Source organism: Salinivibrio siamensis (assembly GCF_001996005.1).
GTDB lineage: Bacteria > Pseudomonadota > Gammaproteobacteria > Enterobacterales > Vibrionaceae > Salinivibrio > Salinivibrio siamensis.
The window spans coordinates 12,604-37,677 of record NZ_MUFB01000010.1; the positions used below are offsets into that span (position 1 = coordinate 12,604).

Below are 25,074 nucleotides of genomic sequence, written 5' to 3' on the forward strand. Positions count from 1 at the left end.
AGATTCCTTTCTTCCCAACTGCACAATAGGAAGACGAACATGTCGGTTCGCATCTTTAACGTGGCCTATCAATAGAATCATTTACAAGCTCGTTACAATTAACAGTGTAAACAATAAATTACGGTATCGGCGTGTTTCAAACGTCAATGAGGTAGAAAACGCATGGTGACTAGTTTATATGACAGTTGTGCTGGTTAATTATTAATTAATGACCATAATTCTTTACAGAATAAATGACTGTTCATTTATGAGATATTTGCCGCAGTATTGATGAATGAGCTTGCTGTCTAAAAAAGAGGTTAAGGTCACAAAGTAAGTGACCTTATTGTTATGTGTGGGACATGAAGCGGTCAGCTTGTTAAGGATTACTGATACGTCGCCACATACAGGTTTTGTCGCCTGTCTGGGTGTCAGTCAGCCAAGTATACTGGCAATTATCATCGTAGCTATAGCGCCCTGTCTGTACTTGAAAGCGACCTAGCTCCGTGTCTTGCAGAGACGTGAAACGACCATCTTTAAGTATTGAGAAGTGCAGGTGCGGGCCTGTTGATGAACCGCCTTGGCACAAGGCGACTGTGCGCTGGCTAGCATAGGTACCGATTTTTGTGTTCTTACTGACCCACTGATTGTTGTTCACTTGAATCCCATCCAAGTGGTAATAATTGGTTGCCCAACCATTATCGTGCGTGACCCGTAATTGGCAGCGAGATAGCACAGTGACATAGCCGTCATGTGCGGCTGTGACACTGTAGGTTGTCCCGCCCCAACGAGGCCAATCGTATGAGACGTCAATGGATGAAAGTGGATAGCCTGAACCCGAGTGGGCATGTGGACCATTTGGAACCCAAGCATATCCTTGACGCCACGGCCACTGCATGAACCCAGTGGGTGGTGCAACCTGTGTTCGTAATGAATGTCGTTGTTGACCCAGTGGCTTTTGATCACTAAACCAAGCCTGATAGTGCGCTTTCCATGCTTGCCAATCACTGGGCGTATTAAGTGCGCTGACTAGCACTTGTGTCGCATGATGCGCCATTTGAGTAGTAGGCTTTTGGGACTGGTATAACAGAGAAGATAGAGTTGCCGCCGTTTGTTTAATGTCTTCGAGCAGTTTGAGTTTGCTGATCCGATCGAGGGCGATGTTTTGCGCTAAAGCAGGCTCATTTGTAATCAGCGTTGTAATCACAATACGCGGGTCGATACCAGATGCGCCGCTCCAGTGCATGACAGCTTCACTCACCGGTTGCCAGTGTGGGAGGTGTGAGCCGAGAAACGCATTGATATCGAGCGGATACTGCCGTGGTCGAAAAGTCAGGTCTTCTTCCGTGACTAACTGACTATTAATGCCGACATTTTCAAGGCTTGTCATCGGGCGTGTTTGTACGTGATTTGCCATCAATGTATGTGCTTGCGATGAGATTGAAAATGCAATAGCGCAGGCTGTAGCAAGGTGGGGTAAACGTAGCATGCTATGCTCTCCTTTCATTGTATGAAAAGTAAGCGTGGCACGATCCGCCTTACTTTCTAGTCATTGTTGTCGGTCTGCGATTGCCTGAAAAGATTGAATGTAATGAAGGAGACACAATGATAGAAAATGTGATACCGGCCATCCGCTGGCCGGTGATAAACGCGTTGGGTTTTATGGCGTACGGCGTTGACTTGCACTTTGCGATTTCACTGCAGGAACCGGATCTTTCGGCCAGAATAGACTAGAGGGGTGTTGTTTGATTTGTGTCAGTACCGCGGTTCTCACCGACTTAATGTCTAATTCACAGTTACGAGAGCGTAGAGCGACGAATAACGCCAAACCAAAGCTGACCCAAAGGTTAATAAAGCCGATCATTAACACAAAGAATAGGCTGGATAATACTGTCCCCCATGACTGGAAATCACTAATATGTGCGTATGCCGCGTGCGCAGATGAGAACGCCACGTGGCGTATATCTAGGGGGACCTCAATCAGGTAGCCCAAATAACTCGTCATGCCCAATAAGACACCAAAAATAAAGTTACCACCCAGTGCGCCATAATTTTCGTGAATGTAAAAAGCCGCTTTCTCACGGTGTTTAGTGGGGATGACCCGAAACAACCGATGGGCGACTAATCGATCTTTTAGCTCAATATAATCCGCTCGGTTATCTAAAATGCCGGTGATGATGCCAGATAAAAACAGCCACACACCGGCGATGCCAGCATAGAGCCAAGCCAAACCACTAAGTGGATGGATGGCTGCTTTTTGATAAGCCGCTTGTTCGCTACTCAGTAATGGGCTGTGATAAAAGTGGCTAAAAAGCAGGCTTACTAAGATGCTCACAGTGATGGCTGCAGTAATGTTTCCCCACACTGCAAACCATTGAGAGCGGTTTACATTTATTAACAGGCGCGCGAGTTTTTTACTGCGTGTCCGTCCTTGTTTGTTTTTCTCTACGTGCGCAGCAAAGTTTGCTGCAGTCATCGCGGGCTGCTTGGTGGCAATGGTAAAGTGCAAAATGTGTACGAGCATAAAGCCAACGCCGTAGTTTAGGCTGACCAATAGCGCATTATTAAGTGGCGCAAGCTGCAGGCTTTCGATATACATCTTTACCCACGCTAGTAGCGAAATAATCACCCCAGCACCACAGGCCCCGCGCAGGATTTTAAAATAATCCTTTTTGGTCTTGGCAATGTAGTGCTCGCCGTGGTTACTTTTGTTTTGGGTGACACTTTGCGCAAAGGTGCGAGTGCTTTTGCGGTAAATCGCGCGTACACTGTTGCGCTCGGTCACCGAGGTAAGTAGTTGTCGCCAAAGGTTAAGCACGCAACGCGCTTTTTGGTGAGGATGGCGAAAATCTAAGATTTGAATCAGCAGTACCATGCGGTTCAACGTTTGATCAAGGCGCTCGAGCATATGCGAAGCGTGTGCGGAGAAACCCATTTGGCTGATGCCGCGTGCGCGGATCCGTTTTACCTGTTGTTGGCATTGTTCAATCATTACCCAAAAATGGGCTGTGTCTTGGCCAGATATGTCGTTGGCCTTGATAGCCGCGACCAAGTGGCTGGTTTCACGTTGAAGCGCAATGAACGGTGAGTCGATTTCACTCAAACGGCGGTCTATGCGAAGTAGCTCAGGGTCTAGCTCTTCTGCCGCAATCCAGATAGATAGCATTTCTAGCGAATAGCAAAGCTCGCTTTTGATATAAGCGCCTGTTGTGCGAATAGCCTCTGTAGGGGCGTTTTTCACCAACAGACAATAAAGCTTAAACCAACATTTATGGGAAATGGTTTTAACCCACGCTTTGTCTTCACCACCGACAAAGTAACTGAGCAAGTCATTGATATCGTTGCAGCGTTTTGGCGGCGGATTGACTTTATTGTAAAGGCGGCGAAAAATTTCGGTGACGAGCCCGTTTTTAGAAAAGATCCCCAATTGCACAAATGCGGGTGACAGTTTTATTTTCTTTGCCTCATTGCACACGCTGTTGGCGAATAATGCTGCTTGAGAAGGGGAGTTGGCTAAGGCTAAGACAAGTTGTTCAAGACGCAGCTCTGCCAGCTCGGGTTCACCTTCACGAAGATAGGTAAAAAATATATCAAGGCGCTCTGTGTCGCTGGCACAGAGTGAGAAACCGTCTATCACTTTAAAGGCCGGTGTAATTGCAGGCATATATCAATTTTCTTATCAGTAGATAGTCAACGCGCGCGTAGTCTACAAGAGGGAGTGAATAGGGGGAAGTAAAAGTGTGTTTAGATCACATCTGCAATGTTCTGACTTGGAGGCGGCAAGCATGAATTTTATCTCTATCCTTGTTCGTTTAATAAAAAAAGCTTTTTTATTAATATCTTGGATAAGATGGTATAAATGCACCATCATGAGTCGATGCTATCGGCTGAGCCAACTGAATAGGCCTTTAAGGGGGAGCCATGATCAGAGAAATTACCCGACCTGACTTTGCGTCGTTTTGGCCAACATTCTCAGCCATTATTAAGGCAGAAGAAACCTATGCGTTGGATCCTGACATGACGCAGCAAGAGGCTTTTTCGCTTTGGTGTGAATCAACACTGGAAGCCTATGCATTGGTAGAAAATGATGTGGTTTTGGGTATTTACTACCTCAAATCTAATGGAATGGGCCCAAGTCGCCATATCTGTAATTGTGGTTATATGGTGGCCAACGAGGCGAGAGGAAGAGGCATCGCACGCCTTTTATGTGAGCATTCACAGGAGAGGGCGATCGCGTTTGGGTTTCAAGCCATGCAGTTTAATAGTGTGGTCTCGACCAACGAGGTGGCGGTAACGCTTTGGCAGAAACTCGGCTTTTCGATTGTTGGCACCATCCCTCGAGCGTACAAGCATTCGCAATTGGGGTTGGTTGACAGTTATGTGATGTACAAATGGTTATAGCATCGCTCAGTATCAGAAAGGTGAAAGCGCTCTCAGTCATTTTACTGGTCACCCAACTCGTGCTGATTGGCTTTTCTTACTACTACCGGGGCATGGCGAGTGGTGAGCTACAAAATATATCGACAGCGGCAGGTAATCATCTTGATGAGTACCTGTCTCGCTTGCAGCACTATGATCGCTTGGAGGCCCTTCTTGGTTACGCTGCGGCGGGTGTTTGGTTATTAACAGTTACTATCTTGAATGTCGGAAAAGCGACAAAGCTCGTGTGGGCACAAGTATCGATTGTTGTCCCTATGGTGATCAGCTTTTTACTGAGTTTTTTCTAGCGCCACTGAGCCGGATAGGAATAGTCTCTCCCTTCGGTTGTGGCAAGCATAGTCGCGTTAATTAGGCACGCTCCGATCAGCCTACAATAACCACTATGGGCTGGAATCAGCAGACTTGTATGATGAACCCTCATCAACGACAATGATAGCCATTCTCATTAATTCTCGTTTATAAGATATGACGCAATTCGCTTTCATACAGTCACTGTGCCCTGTGGCCTTGCCTGATCCTGACACGTCAGTATTAATGGTTCCGTTTGATGTACAGCATTATTCCCCAATGCTATTTGCCAAGCTTGGTATTGAGATGCCCGAGGCGATTCGTCGGGCAGTGTGTAAGCGACAAGCGGAGTTTTTGGCGGGTCGTTATCTGGCAAAAAAAGTACAAATGAGTCTGGGAGTGATGCCGATTGAGATAGCTATCGGTGACAGCCGCGCACCGGTTTGGCCATCAGCATGGACGGGAAGCATCAGTCACAATGATTCGTTAGCCATATGTGCGATGACGCCTCAGAGCTATGAGCATGAAGGCGTCGGTATCGATATTGAGTCATTGATTGATGTGGATAGGCTATCGGAGATGAAGGGTGTGGTCGTTACCGAAAAGGAGCTGGCGGCGCTACCAAGCAATGTACAAAATTTAAGTGGGTTGATGACTCTGTTGTTTTCGGCCAAAGAGAGCATTTTTAAAGCTTTGTACCCTCAAGTTAAACGCTATTTTGACTTTTTAGATGTCGCCTTTTTGCGGATGGACGACCAATGGTTGTACTTTGAGCTGAATACAAAGCTTTCTGACACCTTATTGCCCGGTCTACAGGGAAAGGTGTATTACTCTAGGATGGATGAACGAGTGCTTACCTTTACGCGTTCCGAATATTTCATATGATAATAATTATCATTTATTGAGTTTGTGTTATCGGGCGGTTACAATCGATTTTTTAAGATAGGTTGTGTCCATGGATAGTAACACGCTGAATGCGAAGCCAGTTTTAAGGCTTGCGCTGCTTATTAACATGCTCTCTGTTGGAACCTTGATGATGGTGATGCCGTTGGGTCCCGATTTAGTCCGAGATATTGGCTTAAAAGGTGAGCACATCGGATACATCAGTGGCGGTGCGACGTTTGGCTCCGCAATCATTGGTTTTTTTCTCGCACCGGTATTAGACCGTTATGATCGACGAGTCGCTTTGACACTGTTTCTCCTACTTCGTTCTGTCCTGATTGCCTTGTGTGGATTAGCGACAGAGCCGAAACAGTTGTTACTTATTTTTATTGCCGCAGGCTGTTTCTCCGGCCCTCTTAGCGGCTTAATTATGGCATCTGTCCTTGATGTAACTAACGTGGCGGAGCGAGGTAGGGCGATGGCCTTCGTTGCCAGTGGATTTTCTCTGGCGGCGATCATCATTGTGCCAGCTTCTTTGATGTTGGCGCAGTGGATGGGTTGGCAGGTGACGTTCTTTTTCTTTGGTGGCATGGGAGTAATATTGGCGGTCGCCGTCAGGATCTATATGCCATCGCTGGTCCCACAGGCAAGCGCGATGACAAGTCCAACAATGCGTTCGGCAGGACTATCTAAAATGATCGGCTCCACGCCGTTTGTACTCGCGATGGCGATGATGGGGTTGACACTCTTTGGACATTTTCTATTGGTGCCAAACTTGTCGGCGTATTTCCAGTTTAACCTTGATTTCCCGCGGAACGAGATCAGTTACCTTTACCTCTTGGGTGGGGTGATGAGCATTTTAGCGATGCGTTACAGCGGCAGAATGATGGACAAAGGCTCAGGGCAACCGGTGTTATTTGGCTTAAGCGTGATTGTCGCTATGGTGGTTTATTATGGATTTATCAGCGATAGCACGGATAAGTGGGTCTATCTGATTTTTATGATTTTGATGGCATCGAGTTCGGCGCGTAGTGCGGTCCTGGCAGCGTTTACATCAAGGGTACCACCACCACAATACCGTGCCGCCTTCATGACGTATCAATCAACAGTGTCTAATTTGGCCGCTGGTAGTGCAGGGATTGTCAGTTCCATCTATCTTGTTTCAGGGTCTGCGAATCAATTAGTAGGACTCGATAAACTTGCCACAATGACTATCATTAGTGCGCTCGCGGTTCCTCTGCTTGTTTGCTGGTTTATCCCATCACTTAAACAGTCTCAAACTTCACAACAAGTTCCGGGTTAATTCCCGGGGCTATCCCACTCCGTTTTCACCCTTTACCTGTACGTTTTTCGCTCGTCTTACCGGCTTGGCCGTTTTGCATTGTGAATATCTACGCAAATTTTCATGATCAAACGCAAATAATAATAAAAAAGATTATCAATTGTCTGTGGTTGGGATTGAGCATAAAATAGAAATCATTATCATTTGCACCACCATTTATATGGAGTGGTTAATTTTTGATGGACAAGGAGATAGCGTGTTTAAGTTGACTCGCCTGAATCAGGCTTTATGTGTAGTAGGTATGGTTTCTTCATTTACGGTAATGGCAGACACGGCCAATAACGACGTTAATGAAGTGATGGTGGTGACGGCGAGTCAGACAGAGCATCCGGAGCTCACAGCGCCGGCTTCTGTCTCGTATATTACCCGCGAGGACTTGGACAACCTTGTAGTCAATGATGTTGCTGAAGCGATTGAAAAACTGCCGGGTATTCACATCAACGCGGGCACAACATACGGGCGGAATGAGATCAAAATCCGTGGATTGGATTCAGATTATACCCTGCTGCTAATCAACGGTCGTCGGATTAACTCTCGAGATGGACTCCTTAGCTCTTACGGTAACGATTTTGATCTGTCCACTATTCCGATGTCAGCGGTCGAGCGTATCGAGGTAACCCGTGGCCCTATGTCATCTTTGTATGGTGCCGATGCGTTAGGGGGCGTGGTGAATGTGATTCTTCGCAAACCCACAGAAGAAACGCAGGGCTCTTTGGGTTACCAGTTTGATGGCATTACTGAGGGCTCTGGTGGTAATACTCATAAAATGAATGGCTACGTCAGTGGCGCCCTAGTTCCTGACACCTTATTGGGGAACCTGATCATTGAAAAAAGTGATCGTGATGCGTGGCGGTCAAACCAATCCGTTAACCCAGATACGGATGTGCTGGAGGAACGTGATGAGTTGAGCTTGTACTCCAACCTGACATGGCTGGTGAATGATCAGCAGGATATCGAGCTTGATCTTAACTACAACACAGATGACCGTGATGCGGATTGGAACAACTGGGGTAACGCCGTAAACAATGTGCAGGAAATGGAGCGTTACAACCTGGCATTGACCCATTACGGTTACTGGGAGGCGATGAACTCTCGAGTGCGTTATAACCTCGACCATTCTGAATTGCGAGATGATTCAGAGCTGAATAGTGCAGTCGGTGATATCGAGCAAACCAATAACACTATTGATGCCCAGCTTTCTGGTTATTTAGGCGATCACCTTCTCACGGGCGGCGGCGAATTTCGTGATACTAAACTGGAAAATAACCTGACGCTGACGACCGATTCTGTGCACTACAGTCAGGCGGCGATTTACCTGCAAGATGAAATTTCGCTAGGCGACTTGGCACTGACTCTGAGTGCGCGTTATGACGATCACGAGGTGTACGGCGGTGAGTTTAGCCCGCGTGCTTATGCGGTTTATACGATCACTGACAACTGGGTGATTAAAGGTGGTGTCGGGGAAGCCTTTAAAGCGCCCGGCCTGAATCAGTACAGTGATTCTTACTCGGTGCTAGCGTGTCGGGGTAAATGCCATGTGGTTGGTAACCCGGATCTAGAGGCAGAGACCTCACGGAGCTATGAGCTGGGAACCAGCTATGAAACTGCTCACTGGGGCGCCGGGTTAACCGTGTTCGAAAATGACATTGATGACATGATTGAGGCGGAAACGTGGGATCGCGTCAAAACTGAGTTGAGCTACTTCAACGTCGACGAGGCCGAGATCAAAGGGGTAGAAACATCGCTATGGGCCGACATTACCGACACGGTCAGTGTATCGGTGAATTATACCTACAGCGATGCAGAAGACAAAAGCACACAGACCGATCTGCTCAATACGCCCGCCCATGTGGCTAATGTTCAACTCGACTGGCAGGCGAGAGACAACCTTTATGCTTACACGTCATACCAATACACAGGCTCTCAATACGCAAAAAATGGGTCGGATGTGGTGAAGCTAGATGCTTATGGCACGCTGGACTTAGGGGCTCGCTATCAACCTGTAGATGACCTGAACTTGAAGCTGGGGGTCACCAACCTTACTAACGAAGAGCGAGATGAGACCGCGATAGACCTGGATTACATCATGAAAGCACGCAGCGTCTATGCTGGCGTTTCATACGACTTCTGATAACAACATTCATCAGGACTCCTGATGCCAAAGGAGCCAACACAGGTTGGCTCCTTTTCGTACACAAAAGCAATGTGATGTCACCTTATAACAACTAAACCTACCGAGTTAATACTAAGCCTGTCAGTTTGCAATTAAATGCAAAAAAAAAAGGCTATTGTGTAAATGGAGTTGTGACATGCAACATACCCAACGTGAGAGGCTAGGATCGACCCCCGTATTCTCACCCGACAGAGATCTTTTTTTCTCATCGGAATACAAAACGGTCAGTGGAAAGGGAATTAGCCAAACGATTACTACACCCGCTATCTATGGTGAGCAACGCCAGAGCGCGTTCCAGCAAAAAATACAACAAGCATTCGCGGACGAAAAATCTAAAGGCGTCGAAAATCCGATTTTAATGGGGTCGATTCCGTTTGATGTATCTGAACCGTCTTGTCTCTATATTCCTGAATCTGTTGAGGTGACGGAGCACAACGCGGCAATGCCCGAACCCAATGGAATACTCGCACGTGAGCCTTTACAGATATTGGCTAAACGTAGTGAACCCGATGAATCGTTGTTTAAACATGCGGTTGCAGAGGCCGTAAAAAAGTTTCAGCGCACTGAATTAGAAAAAGCCGTGTTATCTCGGGTACTGAACCTAGAGTTAAGTGATGCCATCTCCGCTGATGATGTGCTTTCACGTTTGATAAAACAAAATCCTACTGGCTTCCATTTTGCCATTCCACAGCAAGACCAATCGGTTTTACTCGGCGCTAGTCCTGAGCTTCTGATTCGGCAGCAAGGGACGTCTATTTTATCGAACCCATTAGCTGGTTCAGCGAAGCGTCAGGGTAATACGGATGCCGATCGACAGGTGAGTGATGCTCTGCTGAAATCGGTAAAAGACAGATATGAACATCGTCTGGTCATTGAAGAAATCGCTCAACAGCTGACACCGTATTGTCGCGAGCTAGACGTACCTACTGGTCCATCGCTGATTTCTACCCCGACTATGTGGCATTTGTCGACACGCATCGAAGGGCAACTTAATGGTTTGGGTGATGAACAGGGTAAGCCGTCGAACTATAACGTCCTGCAGTTAGCGTGTCTACTACACCCAACTCCGGCTGTTTGTGGTTTCCCCTTCACGTTATCACGCGATGCGATCAAAGAGCTGGAAGGCTACGAACGTGGCATGTTCACCGGCATGGTGGGTTGGTGTGATTCTCAAGGGAATGGCGAGTGGGCGGTCACGATCCGTTGTGGAAAGGTACGTGAGAACTCTGTTCGCTTATTTGCAGGAGCGGGGATTGTAGATGCCTCTTGTCCGCAGGCGGAATGGGCGGAAACCGAAGCCAAGTTAGGTACGATGCTCAATGCGTTCGGATTAGGTGAGAAGGGGGCTGCATGAGTATCGCCTTCACCTCATGGCCGCCTGAGCTTGCTGAGCATTATCGCCAGAAAGGCTATTGGACAGATGTGCCGATGACAGACATCTTAACGCGTCACCAACAGAACCCTACTGACCACCTAGCGTTGATTTGTGGCGAACGAAGCTGGACGTACCGTCAGCTTGAGCACGATGCTGAGAGGCTGGCTGCCTCCCTGTTGCAGCTTGGTGTACAACCTGGCGACACGGCGTTGGTGCACCTACCTAATGTCGCTGAGTTTTATATTACCTTTTTTGCCCTCATGAAATTGGGCGTGGTGCCAGTGAATGCGCTATTCAGTCACAACCAGCATGAACTCACTGTCTATGCTGAGCAAATCAGACCGACGCTGGCGATCGTTTCTTCAGGCCACCACTTATTCAGGCAAAGTACGTTTGCTCAAACCTTGAGTGAGCAGGTGACATCACTCAAGTTCTGCTTAGTTGATGGTGATGCGGACTTTGGCTATTCGCTCGCCGCAGCCATTGCGGGTACCTTGATGCCTTGTCATGCGTTCAGTAGTCAGGCGAAAAAAGCCGTCTCTTGGCCAGAGCTGAATGCCTCTGACGTTGCCTTTTTCCAGTTGTCTGGCGGCAGTACCGGTACCCCAAAACTGATCCCCCGAACGCATAATGACTACTACTACAGTGTCCGCGCCAGTGCAGAAATTTGTCGCTTAGACAGCGATACGGTTTATTTGTGTGCATTGCCTGCACCACACAATTACACCTTAAGCTCTCCTGGCGCGCTGGGTGTGTTTTATGCAGGGGGAACCGTGGTTTTGGCGGCAGAGCCCAGTCCAATGACCTGTTTTCCATTGATTCAATCTCATCAGATTACCATGGCTGCGTTGGTGCCCTCTGCTGTTACCTTGTGGTTGCAAGCCGCGGCAGATGATCGCTCGGCGCTTAGTAGTCTGCAATGGCTGCAGGTCGGTGGTGCGCATCTTGGTGAGAGCCTTGCCCGTCGCATTTATCCTAAGTTGGGATGTCATCTACAGCAGGTGTTCGGTATGGCCGAAGGCCTAGTGAATTATACGCGGTTTGAAGACAGTGAGTGGCACGTTCTTCATACCCAAGGGCGTCCCATCAGCGACGATGATGAAATACGGATCGTTGATGAAAACGGCGACGATGTGCCGAGAGGAACTCCGGGTGCCTTGCTCACTCGTGGGCCATATACCTTCCGGGGCTATTACAACAGCCCAGAACATAATCGCGTTGCATTTGATAAGGATGGGTTTTACCGCTCTGGTGATGTCGTCGTGATGACCGAAGACGGTTACTTGATGGTGGTGGGCCGCGACAAAGACCAGATTAATCGTGGTGGCGAAAAGGTGGCGGCCGAAGAGGTCGAAAACCAGCTGCTGGCGGTGCCGGAGATCACGCAGGCTGCGCTGGTTGCCATGCCTGATAGCGTCATGGGAGAGAAAAGTTGTGCATTTATCGTGACGACTAACCCGAAACTAAAACCTCTTACGATCCGAAAACACCTGCGCATGCGTGGTATCGCTGACTATAAACTCCCTGATCGGATCGAAAAAGTCGATGCCTTACCTATGACCCATGTCGGAAAAATTGACAAAAAAGCGCTGCGTCAGCGGATTGCCAACCTACTAAAAAAACAGTCACAGCCTCAGCCCGAAAAGGACGTTTTATCATGACTATTCCTGCATTACCGACTTATACCATGCCTGCCGTCGAGGCCTTTCCAACCAACAAGGTGTCCTGGACGTTTGAGCCAGCGAAAGCGGCGTTTTTGATCCACGATATGCAAACTTATTTTGTGAGCTTTTATGAGCGCGATAGCGCGCTGATGCAAACGCTGCTCGATAATTTGGTGGCCTTAAAACACTTCTGCAAATCTCACGGTATTCCAGTGATCTACACGGCTCAACCCAAAGAGCAGAACCTGGCCGATAGAGCGCTTCTCAATGATATGTGGGGGCCAGGTCTTAACAAATCGCCAGAACTGCAACAAGTCGTTGAGGCGTTAGCACCAGAAGAGGGAGATATTGTTCTCGACAAATGGCGTTACTCGGCGTTTCAGCGTTCACCTTTGGAGCATACGCTCAACGAACTAGGACGTGACCAGTTATTGATTGGGGGGATTTATGGTCATATTGGTTGCCTGATGACGGCAGTGGACGCTTTTATGCGCGATATTAAACCCTTCATGATCGGTGATGCCATTGCTGACTTTTCACTCGAAGAGCATCAAATGACACTCAAGTACGTGGCAGGACGAGCAGGTATGGTGATGTCAACGGCTTCGGTGATAGGTCAGGTGGCGAAAGCCGAGCCGCACGCGTTGCCTGATGTGCTCACTCACGATGGTTTACTCGCCCGCATCGCGAAACTGGTCGACGAAGAGGAAGACGCGTTTGACCCGGATGAGAACCTGATCGATTACGGTTTAGACTCTGTGCAAATCATGGCGTTGATCACCGAATGGCGCAAGCACGGCGTTGAGATCAATTTTGTCCAACTGGCGGAGACGCCAACCTTCAATCACTGGTGGATGTTACTGGAGCAAGCACGAAATCAAGTGAATATGGAGGGACAAGTATGACACCGCTAAATACAGCTCAACATGGGTTATGGCTTGGGCACACTCTTAATGAAGATAAAGCGCTGTTTAACACAGCCGAATGTATCGTTTTTGACGGAAAAGTCGATGCAGACCTATTAGCGAGTGCCGCACGACAAGCAGTGGCGGAGAGTGAATGCCTCTCTTGCTACTACCGTAGTGAGAATCAACAACCCTATCGGGTTTCTACATCTGAATCAGTGGTATTTGAACGCGTCCACCTTGCAGCCTCCTGCGAACAAGATACTGAAATGGCAACAGTGCGCCGTTGGGCAACCCAAGATATGAAGCAGGCGTTTGATTTGGCGCACCAGTTGCCGTGCCGCTTTACGTTACTTCATGGGGAACACCAAGACTATCTGTATCACTGTGTTCATCACATTGCGCTAGATGGTTTCGGCACGACGCTTATCTTTCAACGTATCGCCGAGATTTACTCTCAGTTAATGGAGGAGAGAGCACCCACACCATCGCCTTTCGGTTCGTTTCAGGCTGTGCTGGATGAAGACCAGCAACGCCGAGACTCCGGCGCTTATGACAAAGCCCGTCAGTTTTGGCTCGACACCCTTGCTAAAAATGTGGCGCCGTCTTCTTACCGCCATGATATCGCGCCGATTTCTGCTCAATTTCATCGAGAGAGTTGTACGTTCAATGACACGCTATGGCAACAATGCCAGAGCCTCGCTGAGCATCATCAATTAACTTGGGTGGATTTATTTCTCGCTGCACTTTGTACGCACCTGCGTCATTACAGCGACAACGAACAAGTTGTACTGGGGATGATGGTGATGAACCGTTTAGGTTCAAAATCGTTGACGGTTCCTTGTATGCAAATGAACATCGTACCGCTGGTGGTCGATGTCGTCGCTGACGATGATTTGCTAGACGTTGCCAGAAAGGTTGCGGCGCACAAAAAGAAGATGCGTCGCTTTCAGCACTATCGCTACGAAGACCTTCGTCGGGACCTGAACCGGGTCGGTGGCGGCCAGCGATTGTTTGGTGCCTTAGTGAATATCATGCCGTTCGATCATCCTTTGCATTATGGCAACGTAGCGGCTAGCACGCTAAATCTAAGTGCTGGGCCAGTAGAAGATCTGACTATTGAATTGCACAGTAAGTCAGAAGGCGTGCCAGAAGTAGACATTGATGCCAACCCTGCAGTGTATGACAAAGGTGACCTCGCTGAGTTGCAACAAGAACTGATGAGCTTACTGACACACTGGCTTGCATCGCCGACACAAACGACGAGCTGTGTACTGGCAAGCTTACATGCGCAGGCGCGGCAAGATGCTGTTATATCAGGAGAAAATGACGCACGAACTCACACCCCTGCGGAGTCTGTACTGAATCAGATTCGCCGTCATGCAGCGCAGCAACCAGATGCCATCGCCGTGGAACAGGATGGAGTAGTGTTGACCTATGAGAGTCTGGTCAATAAGGCAGACACGATCGCTAGCGCTTTACGGGCACAAGGTGTGCAATCAGGAGAGCGAGTTGGAGTGGCACTAAGCCGATCGCTGTCTTGTATCACCACAGTGTTAGGAGTCATGTTCAGTGGTGCTGTATACGTGCCGCTCGATCCAGAGCAGCCGATTGAGCGTCAGCACCTGATTGTCGATCAGGCGGCGATCCGTATGCTGATTACCGAAGCGCAGTATCAACACTCCTTATCGGCCTTGCCTGTTACTGTTCAACTGGCGGGGCGTCTGCATAGCGAACCTGTCGCACTACCGGTTGTCGAGGCTGCTGACCCAGCTTATATCATGTTCACGTCTGGTTCGACCGGACAGCCGAAAGGCGTGGTGGTTAGTCATTCGGCGATGAATCATTTCGTCGCAGCGGCAGCTAAGCGTTATGACATCGCGGCGATCGATCGCGTCCTGCAGTTTGCGCCTTTCCATTTTGATGCCAGCATCGAAGAAATCTTCGTGACGCTGGGACAAGGTGCCACACTTGTGCTCCGCACTGATGCCATGCTTGAGTCAATGGCGAGTTTTTCTGATGCGATCACCGCTGAGCGGGTCACTGTGCTGGATTTGCCGACAGCGTTCTGGAATGAGTGGGTGGTGAGTCTACGAGCTGGCACTGCGACATTACCGAATACGCTGAAAGGCGTGATCATCGGTGGTGAAGCGGTTTATCCCGAGCCGTTAGTCCAGTGGAAGACAGCCGTCGAAGAGGCAGGGTTGACCAACCGCATCCGTCTATTCAATACCTACGGCCCGACAGAAACGACCGTGGTTGCAACGTGTAGTGAGTTGCAAGACGTTGATGGTCGTCATGGTCAATTACCTATCGGTCTGCCTTTGTCTGGCATCGACGTATTGGTGCTTGATGATCAGTTGCGCCCGACAACCACAGGCGAGCTGGTGATCCTAGGCGATACACTTGCTGATGGCTACCTCGGCCAGGCGCACCCTGCTTTTATCCGCATACTCGTGGGCGGGGTTGAGCGCCGTGCATACCGTACCGGTGATCGAGTGACACTCATTGATGGCCAGCTGATTTACCTAGGTCGCATTGATAACGAGTTCAAAATCAGTGGTTATCGCATTCAGCCGGGCGAAGTTGAATCCCACCTCCTTGCGCTTGATGGCGTGGAAGAAGCCTGTGTACAGGGGATGGTATTTGATAATGGCCTCCGTCGTTTGGTGGCATTTGTCGCTGGGAAGGGTTGTCAGAATGAAGATGCACTGGCGATTAAAACCGCGCTGCAGTCGAGTCTTCCACCGGCGATGATACCGACCGATTTTCGTTTCTTTGCCAACTTGCCGAAAACCCTCAATAACAAAATTGATCGCAACGCCTTGCTGGCCAGTTATGAGGGGGACAGTGTTGAATCGGTGTTAGCGAGTGAGACTGAAAGCCGAGTCGGTGCAATCTGGCAGCAGATCCTCGGGGTCAGCCTGATTCAGTCGCAGGATAACTTTTTTGAATTAGGCGGGCAGTCACTGCAGACCATTCAAATTGTTAACCGTCTAGGCGCCGAATTTGGTGTCAGTATCAAGGTGTCCGATGTATTTGATCGCCCCGTTTTGAATGAATTTTGTCGCTATCTCGATGAGATGCAGCAGCAGAGTGAAGACGAAGTGGAGATGGTGTGGTGAAGGCCGTGAAGCAGCAAACAGCAGTGACCTCCAGTGGTCAATTTGACAGCAAAGTGGTTTGGGTAACGGGGGCGGCTCGTGGCATTGGGTACGCGGTAGCTATACATTTCCATCAACTGGGTGCTCAGGTGATTGGCTTGGATAAAGACTTTGGGGCTGGGTGCGACACGGGCGCAACGTACCCGTTTGCAACTTATCATGTGGATATTGCTCATCCAGACCAGGTTAAAGCGGTTGCTCAGCGCATCTTATCAGATGTACCGGTGATCGATGTGCTCGCCAATGTGGCGGGTACCCTACGCATGGGAAAAACCGAGAAACTGACCGAAGACGATTGGCATACCTGCCTTAATGTAAATGCTTCCGGTGCTTTTTACTTATTCCAACAGCTGATCCCTGTTTTTAAACAGCAACGTCATGGTGCCGTGGTGACGGTCAGCTCGAATGCCGCCCATGTTCCCCGTCAGCATATGACAGCCTACTGTGCCTCTAAAGCCGCACTGAGCAGTCTAGCCAATTGTGTTGCGCTAGAGCTTGCCCCCTATGGGATACGCTGCAATCTGGTATCGCCGGGATCAACCGATACGCAGATGCAGCGCTCGTTGTGGCACAGCAAAGATGCCGAGCAGCGTACTATTGCGGGATTTCCTTCGCAATTCAAACTGGGTATCCCGCTAGGAAAGATAGCCCAACCTGAGGAAGTCGCGAACGTCGTCGTGTTCCTAGCATCAGATTTAGCCAGCCACGTGACAATGCAAGACATAGTGGTGGATGGCGGCGCAATTCTCAACGCGTGAAGACGACCCGTAGTGATATAGGAAAAACCATGATAGATATGATTTCATTTTTGGCGGATCTTGAGCGCAAAGGTATTCGGTTAGCACTGAATGAAAAAGGTCAGCTGGTTTCTCAGTGCAGCAAACAAGCGATGACGCCAGAAATCGGCCAGCAGATCCGTACTCATAAAGAAGCGATTATTCGGTGCTTACGCGCCCGTCAAGCGTATGAGCAGCCTATTCCGGTGCAAGACGATAAAACAGGACCGCTTTCATTTTCACAGAGTGGTTTGTGGTTTATCGAGCAATATGAGGACAACTCGCACTTATATAATATGCCAGTGCATTTTCGCCTCACCGGTAAACTTGATGTTAATGCACTAGAATACGCGTTTGCTGCTTTGGTGGATAAACATGCCAGCTTGCGAACTCGATTTGTGCGTAATCGCCATGGAAAAGGCGAACAACATATAGATAACCAGACTGCGCTTACTGTGACGCATCATGATTTGTCCCACCTAGACAAAAAGTCGCGTGAAGAAGCCTTACTGACAAGGATCGAGGAAGACATATACCAGTCATTTGATCTAGAGAAAGGCGCTTTGACTCGGGTCGAATTGATTCGACTGGATGAGGAAGAGCATTTGTTGATGCTCACCCAACATCACATCATTTCAGATGGCTGGTCAGTAAAAAACATGTTTGCCGATTTTAAGCAGGCTTTTTTGGCATACCAGAATAACCAGTTAGCACCGTTGAAACCGACTGCTGTCAACTACATCGATTACGCGCACTGGCTCAACTCTTCAGCCTTTCGCGATTATCACCAAGAATTTCGCCCGTTTTGGGTAGAGCGATTGAAAGGTATTCCTGAGGTTCATGCCTTGCCACTGGATAAACCGCGGCCTGCAAATCACAACAATGATGGCGCACTGGTATTTTCGACCATTTCTTTAGCTAAGTGGCAGCAATTTCAGCGGCTATGCCAACAAAATAGTTGTTCGTATTTTATCGGCCTACATGCGGTTTTCTCGCTATTAATGGCGCGCCTAGGTGAAGAAAAGGATGTCGTCATTGGAACACCTTTGGCGTACCGAGAACGCGCGGATATCGAAGATGTCGTGGGATTCTTTGTCAATACCATTGTGTTGAGGACACAGCTCGATGAAGATGCAACCTTTATCGATTACTTGCAATATTGCCGTGAGCAGGATTTGTCAGCGTTTGACCATCAGCTGTTTCGCTTTGAATCACTGAGTGAGGCCATTGGGGCTGATCGAACCACGGCACACAACCCTATTTTCCAGATTATGCTGGTTTATCAGGCAAAGGTCGACTTTAACGATTTGATCCCAGGGTGCGATGCGGTGGAAGAGCCGTCGCCAGTATTACCGGCTAAAACTGACCTGTCACTAAAAGTGACCGAGTTGGTAGATGGTGTCCGTCTCGAGTGGCTATACAGCAAAGGGATATTCGAACATCAGACGATTACCCGCTTCGCAGATATGTTTCTGCAGCTGTTAGACGGTATTCTCGCTGCTCCCGAAACAACAGTAATGGCCTTCCCGCTTGTGGAACAGGCGCACCAAGCCCAAATGGCAAGCGCCTTGGCTCGCTTACCAGTCCACATAGAGATGCCCACGTTGACGCATGAGCAAATCAGTCGCCATGCGTCAACGTGCCCGACTCGACTCGCGGTCACTGGGGTGGACGGTCACTTAAGTTATCAAGCGTTGGAAGAGGCAGCAAATCGTTTAGCCCACTACTTATTGGCACAATCCGCCCACCGCCAAGCGTCGGATGCTGAGACTAAAATAGGTGTTGTCGCCAGTCGAACAACCCAGTATGCGGTGTCGGTACTCGCTGTTTGGAAAGCGGGTATGAGCTATGTGCCGCTCGACCCAGCGTATCCAACCGCGCGACTACAGCACTTAGTTGATGATGCGCAGCTGTCGTTGATGATTGCGCCAGATGCGGATTTTTCGCAATCTCATCCGGCACTGACTGGTTGTGAAGTCATTGATCTCTCCGAACCATCCACTACAGAGAAACTCTCACTGGCAGCACCGACGTCGCCCTCACGCGCGGTCACGGAAAAGGACTTGGCCTATGTGATTTACACCTCGGGTTCAACAGGCCTGCCGAAAGGGGTAGAAGTTGAGCATGGCGCGTTTACGAACCTGCTAACCGACCATACCGCGCGATTAGCGCTGAATCACGATAGTGTGATGCTCAACCCAATGTCTTTGGCGTTTGATGCTGGAAACATGACTGCCATTCTCCCCCTGTTTGCGGGGGCCCATCTGGTGTTTGGTACGCCAGATGACACCTTGCTTGACCAGGCGGACTCATGTCGTGCAACACATATGATCAGCGCAACGGCACTGTTTGCCGCCATGGTTCCTCGGCCACTGCGTACACTTCATACCGTCGCGTTTGGCGGTGAAGCTTGTCCGGCCACGTTGGTGAGTAGTTGGCAGGGCAACCTCCGCCTGCTCAATATGTATGGCCCGACAGAGTTCACTGTAACGGCATTGGTCAAAGAGCTTGAGCCTGGTGAGCCAGTGACCATCGGTCAACCTATCGATAATACACAAGCGCTGATCATAGACGAGCGAGGACAGCTTTGCCCCGTGGGGGTGGCAGGAGAGCTTTGTCTTGCTGGTCTGGGGTTGGCTCGGGGCTATCTGAACCAACCAGATTTAACCGCAAGTGCCTTTGTAACCCTAACCGTCGCGGGACAGCGTGTACGTTGCTACCGAACGGGTGATAAGGCGCGATGGCTTAACAACGGCGACGTCGAATATCTGGGTCGGTTAGATCAACAGATCAAACTGCGTGGTTATCGAATAGAGTTGGCTGAAATTGAGAGTCAACTGGCCAAAGTCGCACCGCAACTTAATCAGGTCAGGGTCATTCTTGCCGGAGAGGGTGCGCAGTGCCAATTGGTTGCTTACGCGACACCACAACATGTGTCATGCCCCGAGCACTCGGTTGATCAAACGGGTGTCGATGTTGGTCAAATTCTGTCTGAGGCGACCCGAATCTTGCCTGAATATATGGTACCAGCAGAGCTTATTATGCTGGATGAACTGCCGTTGACGGTGAACGGTAAGTTGGACGTCAGTCGATTGCCAGCACGCCAACGGATAACACAAGCATATGCGCAGCCAGAAACAGAGATGGAAGCCGACGTACTTACTGTGTGGCGAGATGTGCTGAATACGGATCTGGGTGTGGAAGATGATTTCTTCCGTTTGGGAGGCGATTCAATTTTGAGTATACAACTCAATACTCGTCTTCGTGATGCAGGCTTTCCTTGCACCGTAAAAGATGTTTTTGAAGCGAAAACAGTCCGTAAACTGTGCCGTACTCTTACCGCACGCGCGGTGACCGAGCAGGCCGTTGATGCCGAACAGGGGCAACTATCTGGCGAGTTTGATTTGCACCCTATTCAGCATTGGTTTGATGCTCAGCCTTTTACTCGGCCAGCGCATTGGAACCAAGCGGTAATTTTGGCTATTCCCAACATCGATACGGGTCGTCTCAACGAGATGATGTCAATGCTATTGGCACATCATGACGCACTGCGCCTACGGGTGACTGAAGAGGGAAAGACGCGTCGCCAGCGCTACCAAGCCTCTGTCACTGTGCCCGAGCTGAAAGAGCTGGATGCGTCCACCATGACTCAAGAGTCACTTTATGATGCGCTCACCACATTGCAGTCGCAGTTTGATCTGGTTAACGGCCCCATCATGGCTTGGGCTCGGATCCGTCACTTACCTGCCCAAGGAGAGCAGGAGCCGCAAACTGGTCTGTTTTTGGCATTCCATCACTGGGTCATTGATGCCGTCTCTTGGCGGATCATCGCTGATGATCTGAGGCGCTTATCACAAGGGTTGCCGTTGGCGAATAAAACCTCCAGCTATCGACAATGGGGAGAGGCGCTTCGAGACTATGCGAACCGTCACTCGGCACAGTTTGATTTTTGGTATCGTCAGCTGGATAACATCAGAAACGGTGGAGGCAGCACCTTGCCAGCGGTTCTTAACCAAGACCCAGATGGTCGTGTCGTTCCTAGCCAGGCGATGTTACAACTCGATCAAGCCAACACAGCGCGTTTGGTTGGTCCTGCAAATACTGCCTTTAATACCGAGGTGCGTGACTTGCTGTTATCGGCTTTGAGTATCACGCTTAATGAATTGGGCTGGGGAGAGCAAGCCACCGTGATGTTAGAGGGGCATGGCCGGGAAGAGATTGATGCGCAATTGGATGTCAGTCGCACCGTGGGGTGGTTCACTAGCACCTATCCATGCCGAGTTGCGGTGAGATCAACCTTGGCAGAAACCATCAAGCACGTTAAAGAAGCACTGCGTGAGGTGCCTGATAATGGGGTGGGGTTCAACGCCTTACGTTGCTTCCACCCTCAAGGTGAGCAGCTAACTTTCTCACCGATTGTCTTGAACTACTTGGGCCGTCAGACACAAAAGCACGATCAACCGGCTGAGCAATGGCGTCCTTTACCTATTGTGCCTGGACAGACCGCCTCACCGCTTAATCCTGGCGAAGAACTGCTCAGTTTGCATGGGGGGATCGATGATGGCCAGTTAACACTACGGCAGGTTGGCGTTTTAGATCAGACGCTTAGCGAGCAATTCATGGCAGCATTTAAAGCCAACCTGGTCAAGATCGTCCATGATTGTGAGCAGCACGCGACAATATATGGGCGTAGGTTTACCCCCTCGGATTACCCGCTTGTGAGCCTTGCTCAAGGCGAGCTAGATAGACTGAGCGAGCGCTTTGATATTGAAGCGTTGCTGCCCGCATCATCACTACAGCAAAGCATGTTTGTTCACCAGCGTCGTTGCCCAGACGATGAGGCATACCTGTTGCAGACGCCGATTCGGTATCGTCAACCGGTGGATAGGGTGCGGTATCAGCAGGCTTGGCAGGCCGTTGTCTCGGCGTTTCCAGCCCTACGGACCGTGATGAGTGGCCCTTACGGCGCTGATAATCAGTTGGTACAAGTGGTTCAGCGTCAGATAGCTATGCCATTCGAATGGGTCGAACTGGCTGATGAGGAAGATCCTGCCACTCAGATTGCGGCCTATTGCCAGCAAGACCGTCAACGTGGTATCGCGCTTGATGGCGATGCTTTAATGCGCGTGCGTTGCTTCCGGCTTGCCGATGATGATATTCAAGTTATCTTCAGTTGCCACCATGCTGTCATTGATGGTTGGAGCGGTCCGCGTTTGTTTTCAGCGTTGCATCAGGCCTACGAGGCACTGAGTGAGCCCAATAATGGCCTGCCATCGGCATTTTTGCCGGCAGATGAGGCCTATATAGCGCATGCAGAGTACGCTGCGAGTGCTCGTCCTGATGCGGCGGCGTTCTGGGCGAATAAAGCATTGACGACGGCCAAAGCCGACGATTTAACCCCGCTATTCGGTCCGGACTTTGCCTCTTTACCCATGCAGCGACAACCAGAAGTGGTTAGAACAGCACTCAATGAGCAAGAGCAGGCGGCATTGCAGCATTTTGCTCGTGAGGTCGGGGTAACCCACAGTACCGTGGCGCAATTTGCGTGGCACCGTCTGGTCGCACGTGAGTGCGGGCTGCCAAGCGACAAGACAACGACGATTGTTGGCAATGTTGTACCGGGTCGCGATGCGCCCGTGACGGGAATCGCTAACAGTGTTGGGTTATATATCAACACGTTACCCTTGATCGTCGATTGGCAGCGTCACCTAACATTGGCTGATCAATTGCGTGCGCTGCAAGATGAAGCGATGGCACTGAATCAGCATGCGACACAGTCGCTGATCGAGTTACACGCTGGACATCGTCGTTTGTTTGACAGTGTCTTTGTTTATGAGAATTATCCACGAGCAGAGGTGGATGATCACCAAGCGCACATGGTTCCCGGAGCTAACCTGTATCCTGAGTTTGGCGTTGCGTTTGAAAAAGTCGAGGTACCGCTCAGTTTGGTCGTCAATGAAGTAGGAGGTCAGCTGTCGCTGCGTTTCGAGTTTGATGGCGCGCAGGTCGAGCCATCCCGTGCTCGTGATGTGTTGGACCAATGGCGGGCGTCACTATTAGAAGTGTTTACCGCCGATCCGCAATACACCCTGGAACTTGACCCCGCAGAGGCTTTGCCTGAGGTATCGGTCGATATAGCGTCTCAGACAAAGCGCGATCAGCAGCCAAAAGAAGGTGTGAAGTCTGATTGTGCACAAGGCAGTCAGTATTCATCGGAAGTGGCGCGTTTGGTCAGCGAGGAGTGGCAACAAAGTACTCACCTTTGTGTCACCCCTGAGAGCCCGCATTGGTATCAGCCTTTATGCGTGTTAGGGATAAGCTCACTGGCGGCGATTGGGTTGGTGCAACGGCTCAATTATGCGCTGAACATGCACGATGTATCAGCGATGGGTGTCGCACAGCCGATAACGTTAGCGTTTTTGTATCAGCATGCGACACCAGATGCAATTTGCCGAGCACTCAGTGTGGGTCGCGCACAACCGCCAAAGAGTGAGCAACCTGTGATGGAGGCGACCGATGCAGGTGAATAATCAATTCAGTGAAGAGGCAACCTGTTTAGCACCGATGTTAGAGGCCGCCCTCATGGAGGCGGCTACCTCAGGCCTCATTGCCATTGACTTTGGCGACCAATCGATCCGCTATGATCAACTATTGGTGGCGGTCAGTCAGGTGCAGCAGCGGTTAAACCAGGCTGGATTGCAGCCTGGTGATCGCGTTGGCATACATTTAATGCGCTCGCCAACCCTGATAGCGACCTTATTGGCGTGTGTGTTTTCAGGTGTGGCCTTTGTACCGCTCGACCCGCTGTTTCCTGCTGGGCGATTAAGAGAGATCGCCGATGAGGCGAAGTTAAGCGCGGTGATAGAGGCAAACAGCGATGGGGCAGCGCCAATTGCGTTTGACTGTCCTGTTATCACCTTGGGTCTTGTTGAGGAGTGTGTAGTAAACGAAAGTGGCCTGAAGCCATTACACTTACCTTTACTGAGTCCGCAAACCACCGCCTATATTATGTTTACCTCTGGTTCAACCGGTAAGCCGAAAGGAGTGGTGATCAGCCACCAGGCAATGGCGACTTTTTTGTCTGCCGCTGTGACGCGACTCAACCTTGATGACAAGTGCCACTGGCTACTGATCACGACCATTGCGTTTGATATCTCGATATTGGAGATTTTTGCGCCTTTGTTGGTTGGTGGTCGCCTATGCCTCGCGAATAGTGAGGAGCACAAAGATCCCCATCTTGTCGCGGCGATGTTAACACGTCATCCATCGTTAAATACGCTTCAAGCAACACCGACGTTTTGGCGAATGATGATCAATACTGGTTGGAGCGGAAAGACAGGCCTAAGAGCATTGATAGGAGGGGAAGCATTAGATGCTGGATTGGCGGAACAGCTAATGGCGCGTTCGAGGATACTTTGGAACTGCTACGGTCCGACAGAAGCCACCGTGTGGTCAATGATGTCAGAAGTAAAAACCGCGCACCAGATCACCATTGGGTCTAGCCTAGTGGGATATGCCCATTGTGTGCTGGATGACGAGGGGCAGCCTGTCGATTTAGGGCATGAAGGGGAGCTATGTATCTCAGGTAATGCACTCAGCGATGGTTACTGGCAAAGGGATGACCTGACGGCGCGTCAGTTTATTACGCGCAATGATGGTCGGCGTTATTACCGTACCGGCGATATCGTTCGGCGGTTGGCGGATGACTGTTATCAATATATTGGCCGTCAGGATAGTCAGATTAAACTGCGTGGCTACCGGATTGAATTAGGAGAAATCGAAGCGCGTCTCCGCGAGTTAGATACGGTGCTTGATGCAGCGGTGAAACTAGAGGGAGAAGGTGAGAATCGTATTCTCGTTGGTTATATAGAGCAAGGAGAATGCGGCACCGCCTACACGCCGGAGATGACGCGTCTGCAATTGCGAAAAGCACTGTCCCCTCATTTACCCGGTTATATGATCCCCACTCGTTTTGTCTGGCTGGCGAGCTTGCCGAAAACGGCAAGTGGAAAGGTTGACCGCAAACAATTAACGGCGAGCTAACTCGGCTCACGACGGAAAAAACCGCCGAAAGGCGGTTTTTCAA

The 25,074-nt window shown here is 49.8% G+C and carries 14 protein-coding genes; 12 read left to right on the top strand and 2 right to left on the bottom strand.

Annotated elements, in window-relative coordinates:
- Window positions 1-358 precede the first annotated feature (358 nt).
- Together BZG73_RS16245 and BZG73_RS06825 are read right to left on the bottom strand one after the other, a co-directional pair.
- Entirely contained in the window at window positions 359-1,468 is a 1,110-nt protein-coding gene (locus tag BZG73_RS16245) for a M23 family metallopeptidase (protein ID WP_077667926.1), read from the bottom strand.
- A 171-nt stretch (window positions 1,469-1,639) separates the two neighbouring features.
- Complete coding sequence (locus BZG73_RS06825; RefSeq protein ID WP_077579086.1) at window positions 1,640-3,643, bottom strand: hypothetical protein; 2,004 nt, start codon at window positions 3,641-3,643, stop codon at window positions 1,640-1,642.
- A gap of 257 nt (window positions 3,644-3,900) precedes the next feature.
- Between BZG73_RS06825 and BZG73_RS06830 the strand changes: the two genes are divergently transcribed.
- The 12 genes from BZG73_RS06830 to BZG73_RS06885 all read left to right on the top strand — a co-directional run bounded on the left by BZG73_RS06830 (window position 3,901) and on the right by BZG73_RS06885 (window position 25,031).
- Entirely contained in the window at window positions 3,901-4,380 is a 480-nt protein-coding gene (locus BZG73_RS06830; RefSeq protein ID WP_077579087.1) for a GNAT family N-acetyltransferase, read from the top strand.
- Complete coding sequence (locus tag BZG73_RS06835) at window positions 4,371-4,706, top strand: hypothetical protein (protein WP_077667927.1); 336 nt, start codon at window positions 4,371-4,373, stop codon at window positions 4,704-4,706. The genes BZG73_RS06830 and BZG73_RS06835 overlap by 10 nt, the downstream gene beginning before the upstream one ends.
- 178 nt (window positions 4,707-4,884) lie before the next feature.
- Window positions 4,885-5,592 (top strand): 4'-phosphopantetheinyl transferase family protein, encoded by a 708-nt coding sequence (locus tag BZG73_RS06840; RefSeq protein ID WP_077667928.1) that lies wholly within the window; start codon window positions 4,885-4,887, stop codon window positions 5,590-5,592.
- Window positions 5,593-5,662: 70 nt separating this feature from the next.
- Complete coding sequence (locus tag BZG73_RS06845) at window positions 5,663-6,892, top strand: MFS transporter (protein ID WP_158075276.1); 1,230 nt, start codon at window positions 5,663-5,665, stop codon at window positions 6,890-6,892.
- Between the two features lie 235 nt (window positions 6,893-7,127).
- Window positions 7,128-9,062: a TonB-dependent receptor domain-containing protein gene (locus BZG73_RS06850; RefSeq protein WP_235606029.1), complete on the top strand. Its 1,935-nt coding sequence runs from the start codon at window positions 7,128-7,130 to the stop codon at window positions 9,060-9,062.
- Window positions 9,063-9,240: 178 nt separating this feature from the next.
- The gene (locus BZG73_RS06855; RefSeq protein WP_077606567.1) at window positions 9,241-10,458 is read left to right on the top strand and encodes an isochorismate synthase; all 1,218 of its coding nucleotides are present in this window, start codon (window positions 9,241-9,243) and stop codon (window positions 10,456-10,458) included.
- Window positions 10,455-12,140 (top strand): (2,3-dihydroxybenzoyl)adenylate synthase, encoded by a 1,686-nt coding sequence (locus BZG73_RS06860; RefSeq protein ID WP_077667929.1) that lies wholly within the window; start codon window positions 10,455-10,457, stop codon window positions 12,138-12,140. Before BZG73_RS06855 ends, BZG73_RS06860 begins: the two co-directional genes overlap by 4 nt.
- Entirely contained in the window at window positions 12,137-13,048 is a 912-nt protein-coding gene (locus tag BZG73_RS06865) for an isochorismatase family protein (RefSeq protein ID WP_077667930.1), read from the top strand. Before BZG73_RS06860 ends, BZG73_RS06865 begins: the two co-directional genes overlap by 4 nt.
- Window positions 13,045-16,173 (top strand): non-ribosomal peptide synthetase, encoded by a 3,129-nt coding sequence (locus tag BZG73_RS06870; protein WP_077667931.1) that lies wholly within the window; start codon window positions 13,045-13,047, stop codon window positions 16,171-16,173. Before BZG73_RS06865 ends, BZG73_RS06870 begins: the two co-directional genes overlap by 4 nt.
- Window positions 16,174-16,178: 5 nt before the next feature.
- Complete coding sequence (gene dhbA, locus BZG73_RS06875; RefSeq protein ID WP_235606030.1) at window positions 16,179-16,970, top strand: 2,3-dihydro-2,3-dihydroxybenzoate dehydrogenase; 792 nt, start codon at window positions 16,179-16,181, stop codon at window positions 16,968-16,970.
- Between the two features lie 29 nt (window positions 16,971-16,999).
- A complete protein-coding gene (locus BZG73_RS06880; protein WP_077667932.1) occupies window positions 17,000-23,518 on the top strand; it encodes a non-ribosomal peptide synthetase in 6,519 nt (2,172 codons plus the stop codon).
- Window positions 23,505-25,031 (top strand): amino acid adenylation domain-containing protein, encoded by a 1,527-nt coding sequence (locus BZG73_RS06885; protein ID WP_101494478.1) that lies wholly within the window; start codon window positions 23,505-23,507, stop codon window positions 25,029-25,031. The genes BZG73_RS06880 and BZG73_RS06885 overlap by 14 nt, the downstream gene beginning before the upstream one ends.
- Window positions 25,032-25,074: the final 43 nt, after the last annotated feature.

Coding starts and splice junctions, on each gene's coding strand:
- BZG73_RS06860 (WP_077667929.1), top strand. CDS start 10,455: ATGAGTATCGCCTTCACCTCATGGCCGCCTGAGCTTGCTGAGCATTAT.
- BZG73_RS06840 (WP_077667928.1), top strand. CDS start 4,885: ATGACGCAATTCGCTTTCATACAGTCACTGTGCCCTGTGGCCTTGCCT.
- BZG73_RS06855 (WP_077606567.1), top strand. CDS start 9,241: ATGCAACATACCCAACGTGAGAGGCTAGGATCGACCCCCGTATTCTCA.
- BZG73_RS06880 (WP_077667932.1), top strand. CDS start 17,000: ATGATAGATATGATTTCATTTTTGGCGGATCTTGAGCGCAAAGGTATT.
- BZG73_RS06835 (WP_077667927.1), top strand. CDS start 4,371: ATGGTTATAGCATCGCTCAGTATCAGAAAGGTGAAAGCGCTCTCAGTC.
- BZG73_RS06885 (WP_101494478.1), top strand. CDS start 23,505: ATGCAGGTGAATAATCAATTCAGTGAAGAGGCAACCTGTTTAGCACCG.
- BZG73_RS06825 (WP_077579086.1), bottom strand. CDS start 3,643: ATGCCTGCAATTACACCGGCCTTTAAAGTGATAGACGGTTTCTCACTC.
- BZG73_RS06845 (WP_158075276.1), top strand. CDS start 5,663: ATGGATAGTAACACGCTGAATGCGAAGCCAGTTTTAAGGCTTGCGCTG.
- BZG73_RS06870 (WP_077667931.1), top strand. CDS start 13,045: ATGACACCGCTAAATACAGCTCAACATGGGTTATGGCTTGGGCACACT.
- BZG73_RS06830 (WP_077579087.1), top strand. CDS start 3,901: ATGATCAGAGAAATTACCCGACCTGACTTTGCGTCGTTTTGGCCAACA.
- BZG73_RS06865 (WP_077667930.1), top strand. CDS start 12,137: ATGACTATTCCTGCATTACCGACTTATACCATGCCTGCCGTCGAGGCC.
- BZG73_RS16245 (WP_077667926.1), bottom strand. CDS start 1,468: ATGCTACGTTTACCCCACCTTGCTACAGCCTGCGCTATTGCATTTTCA.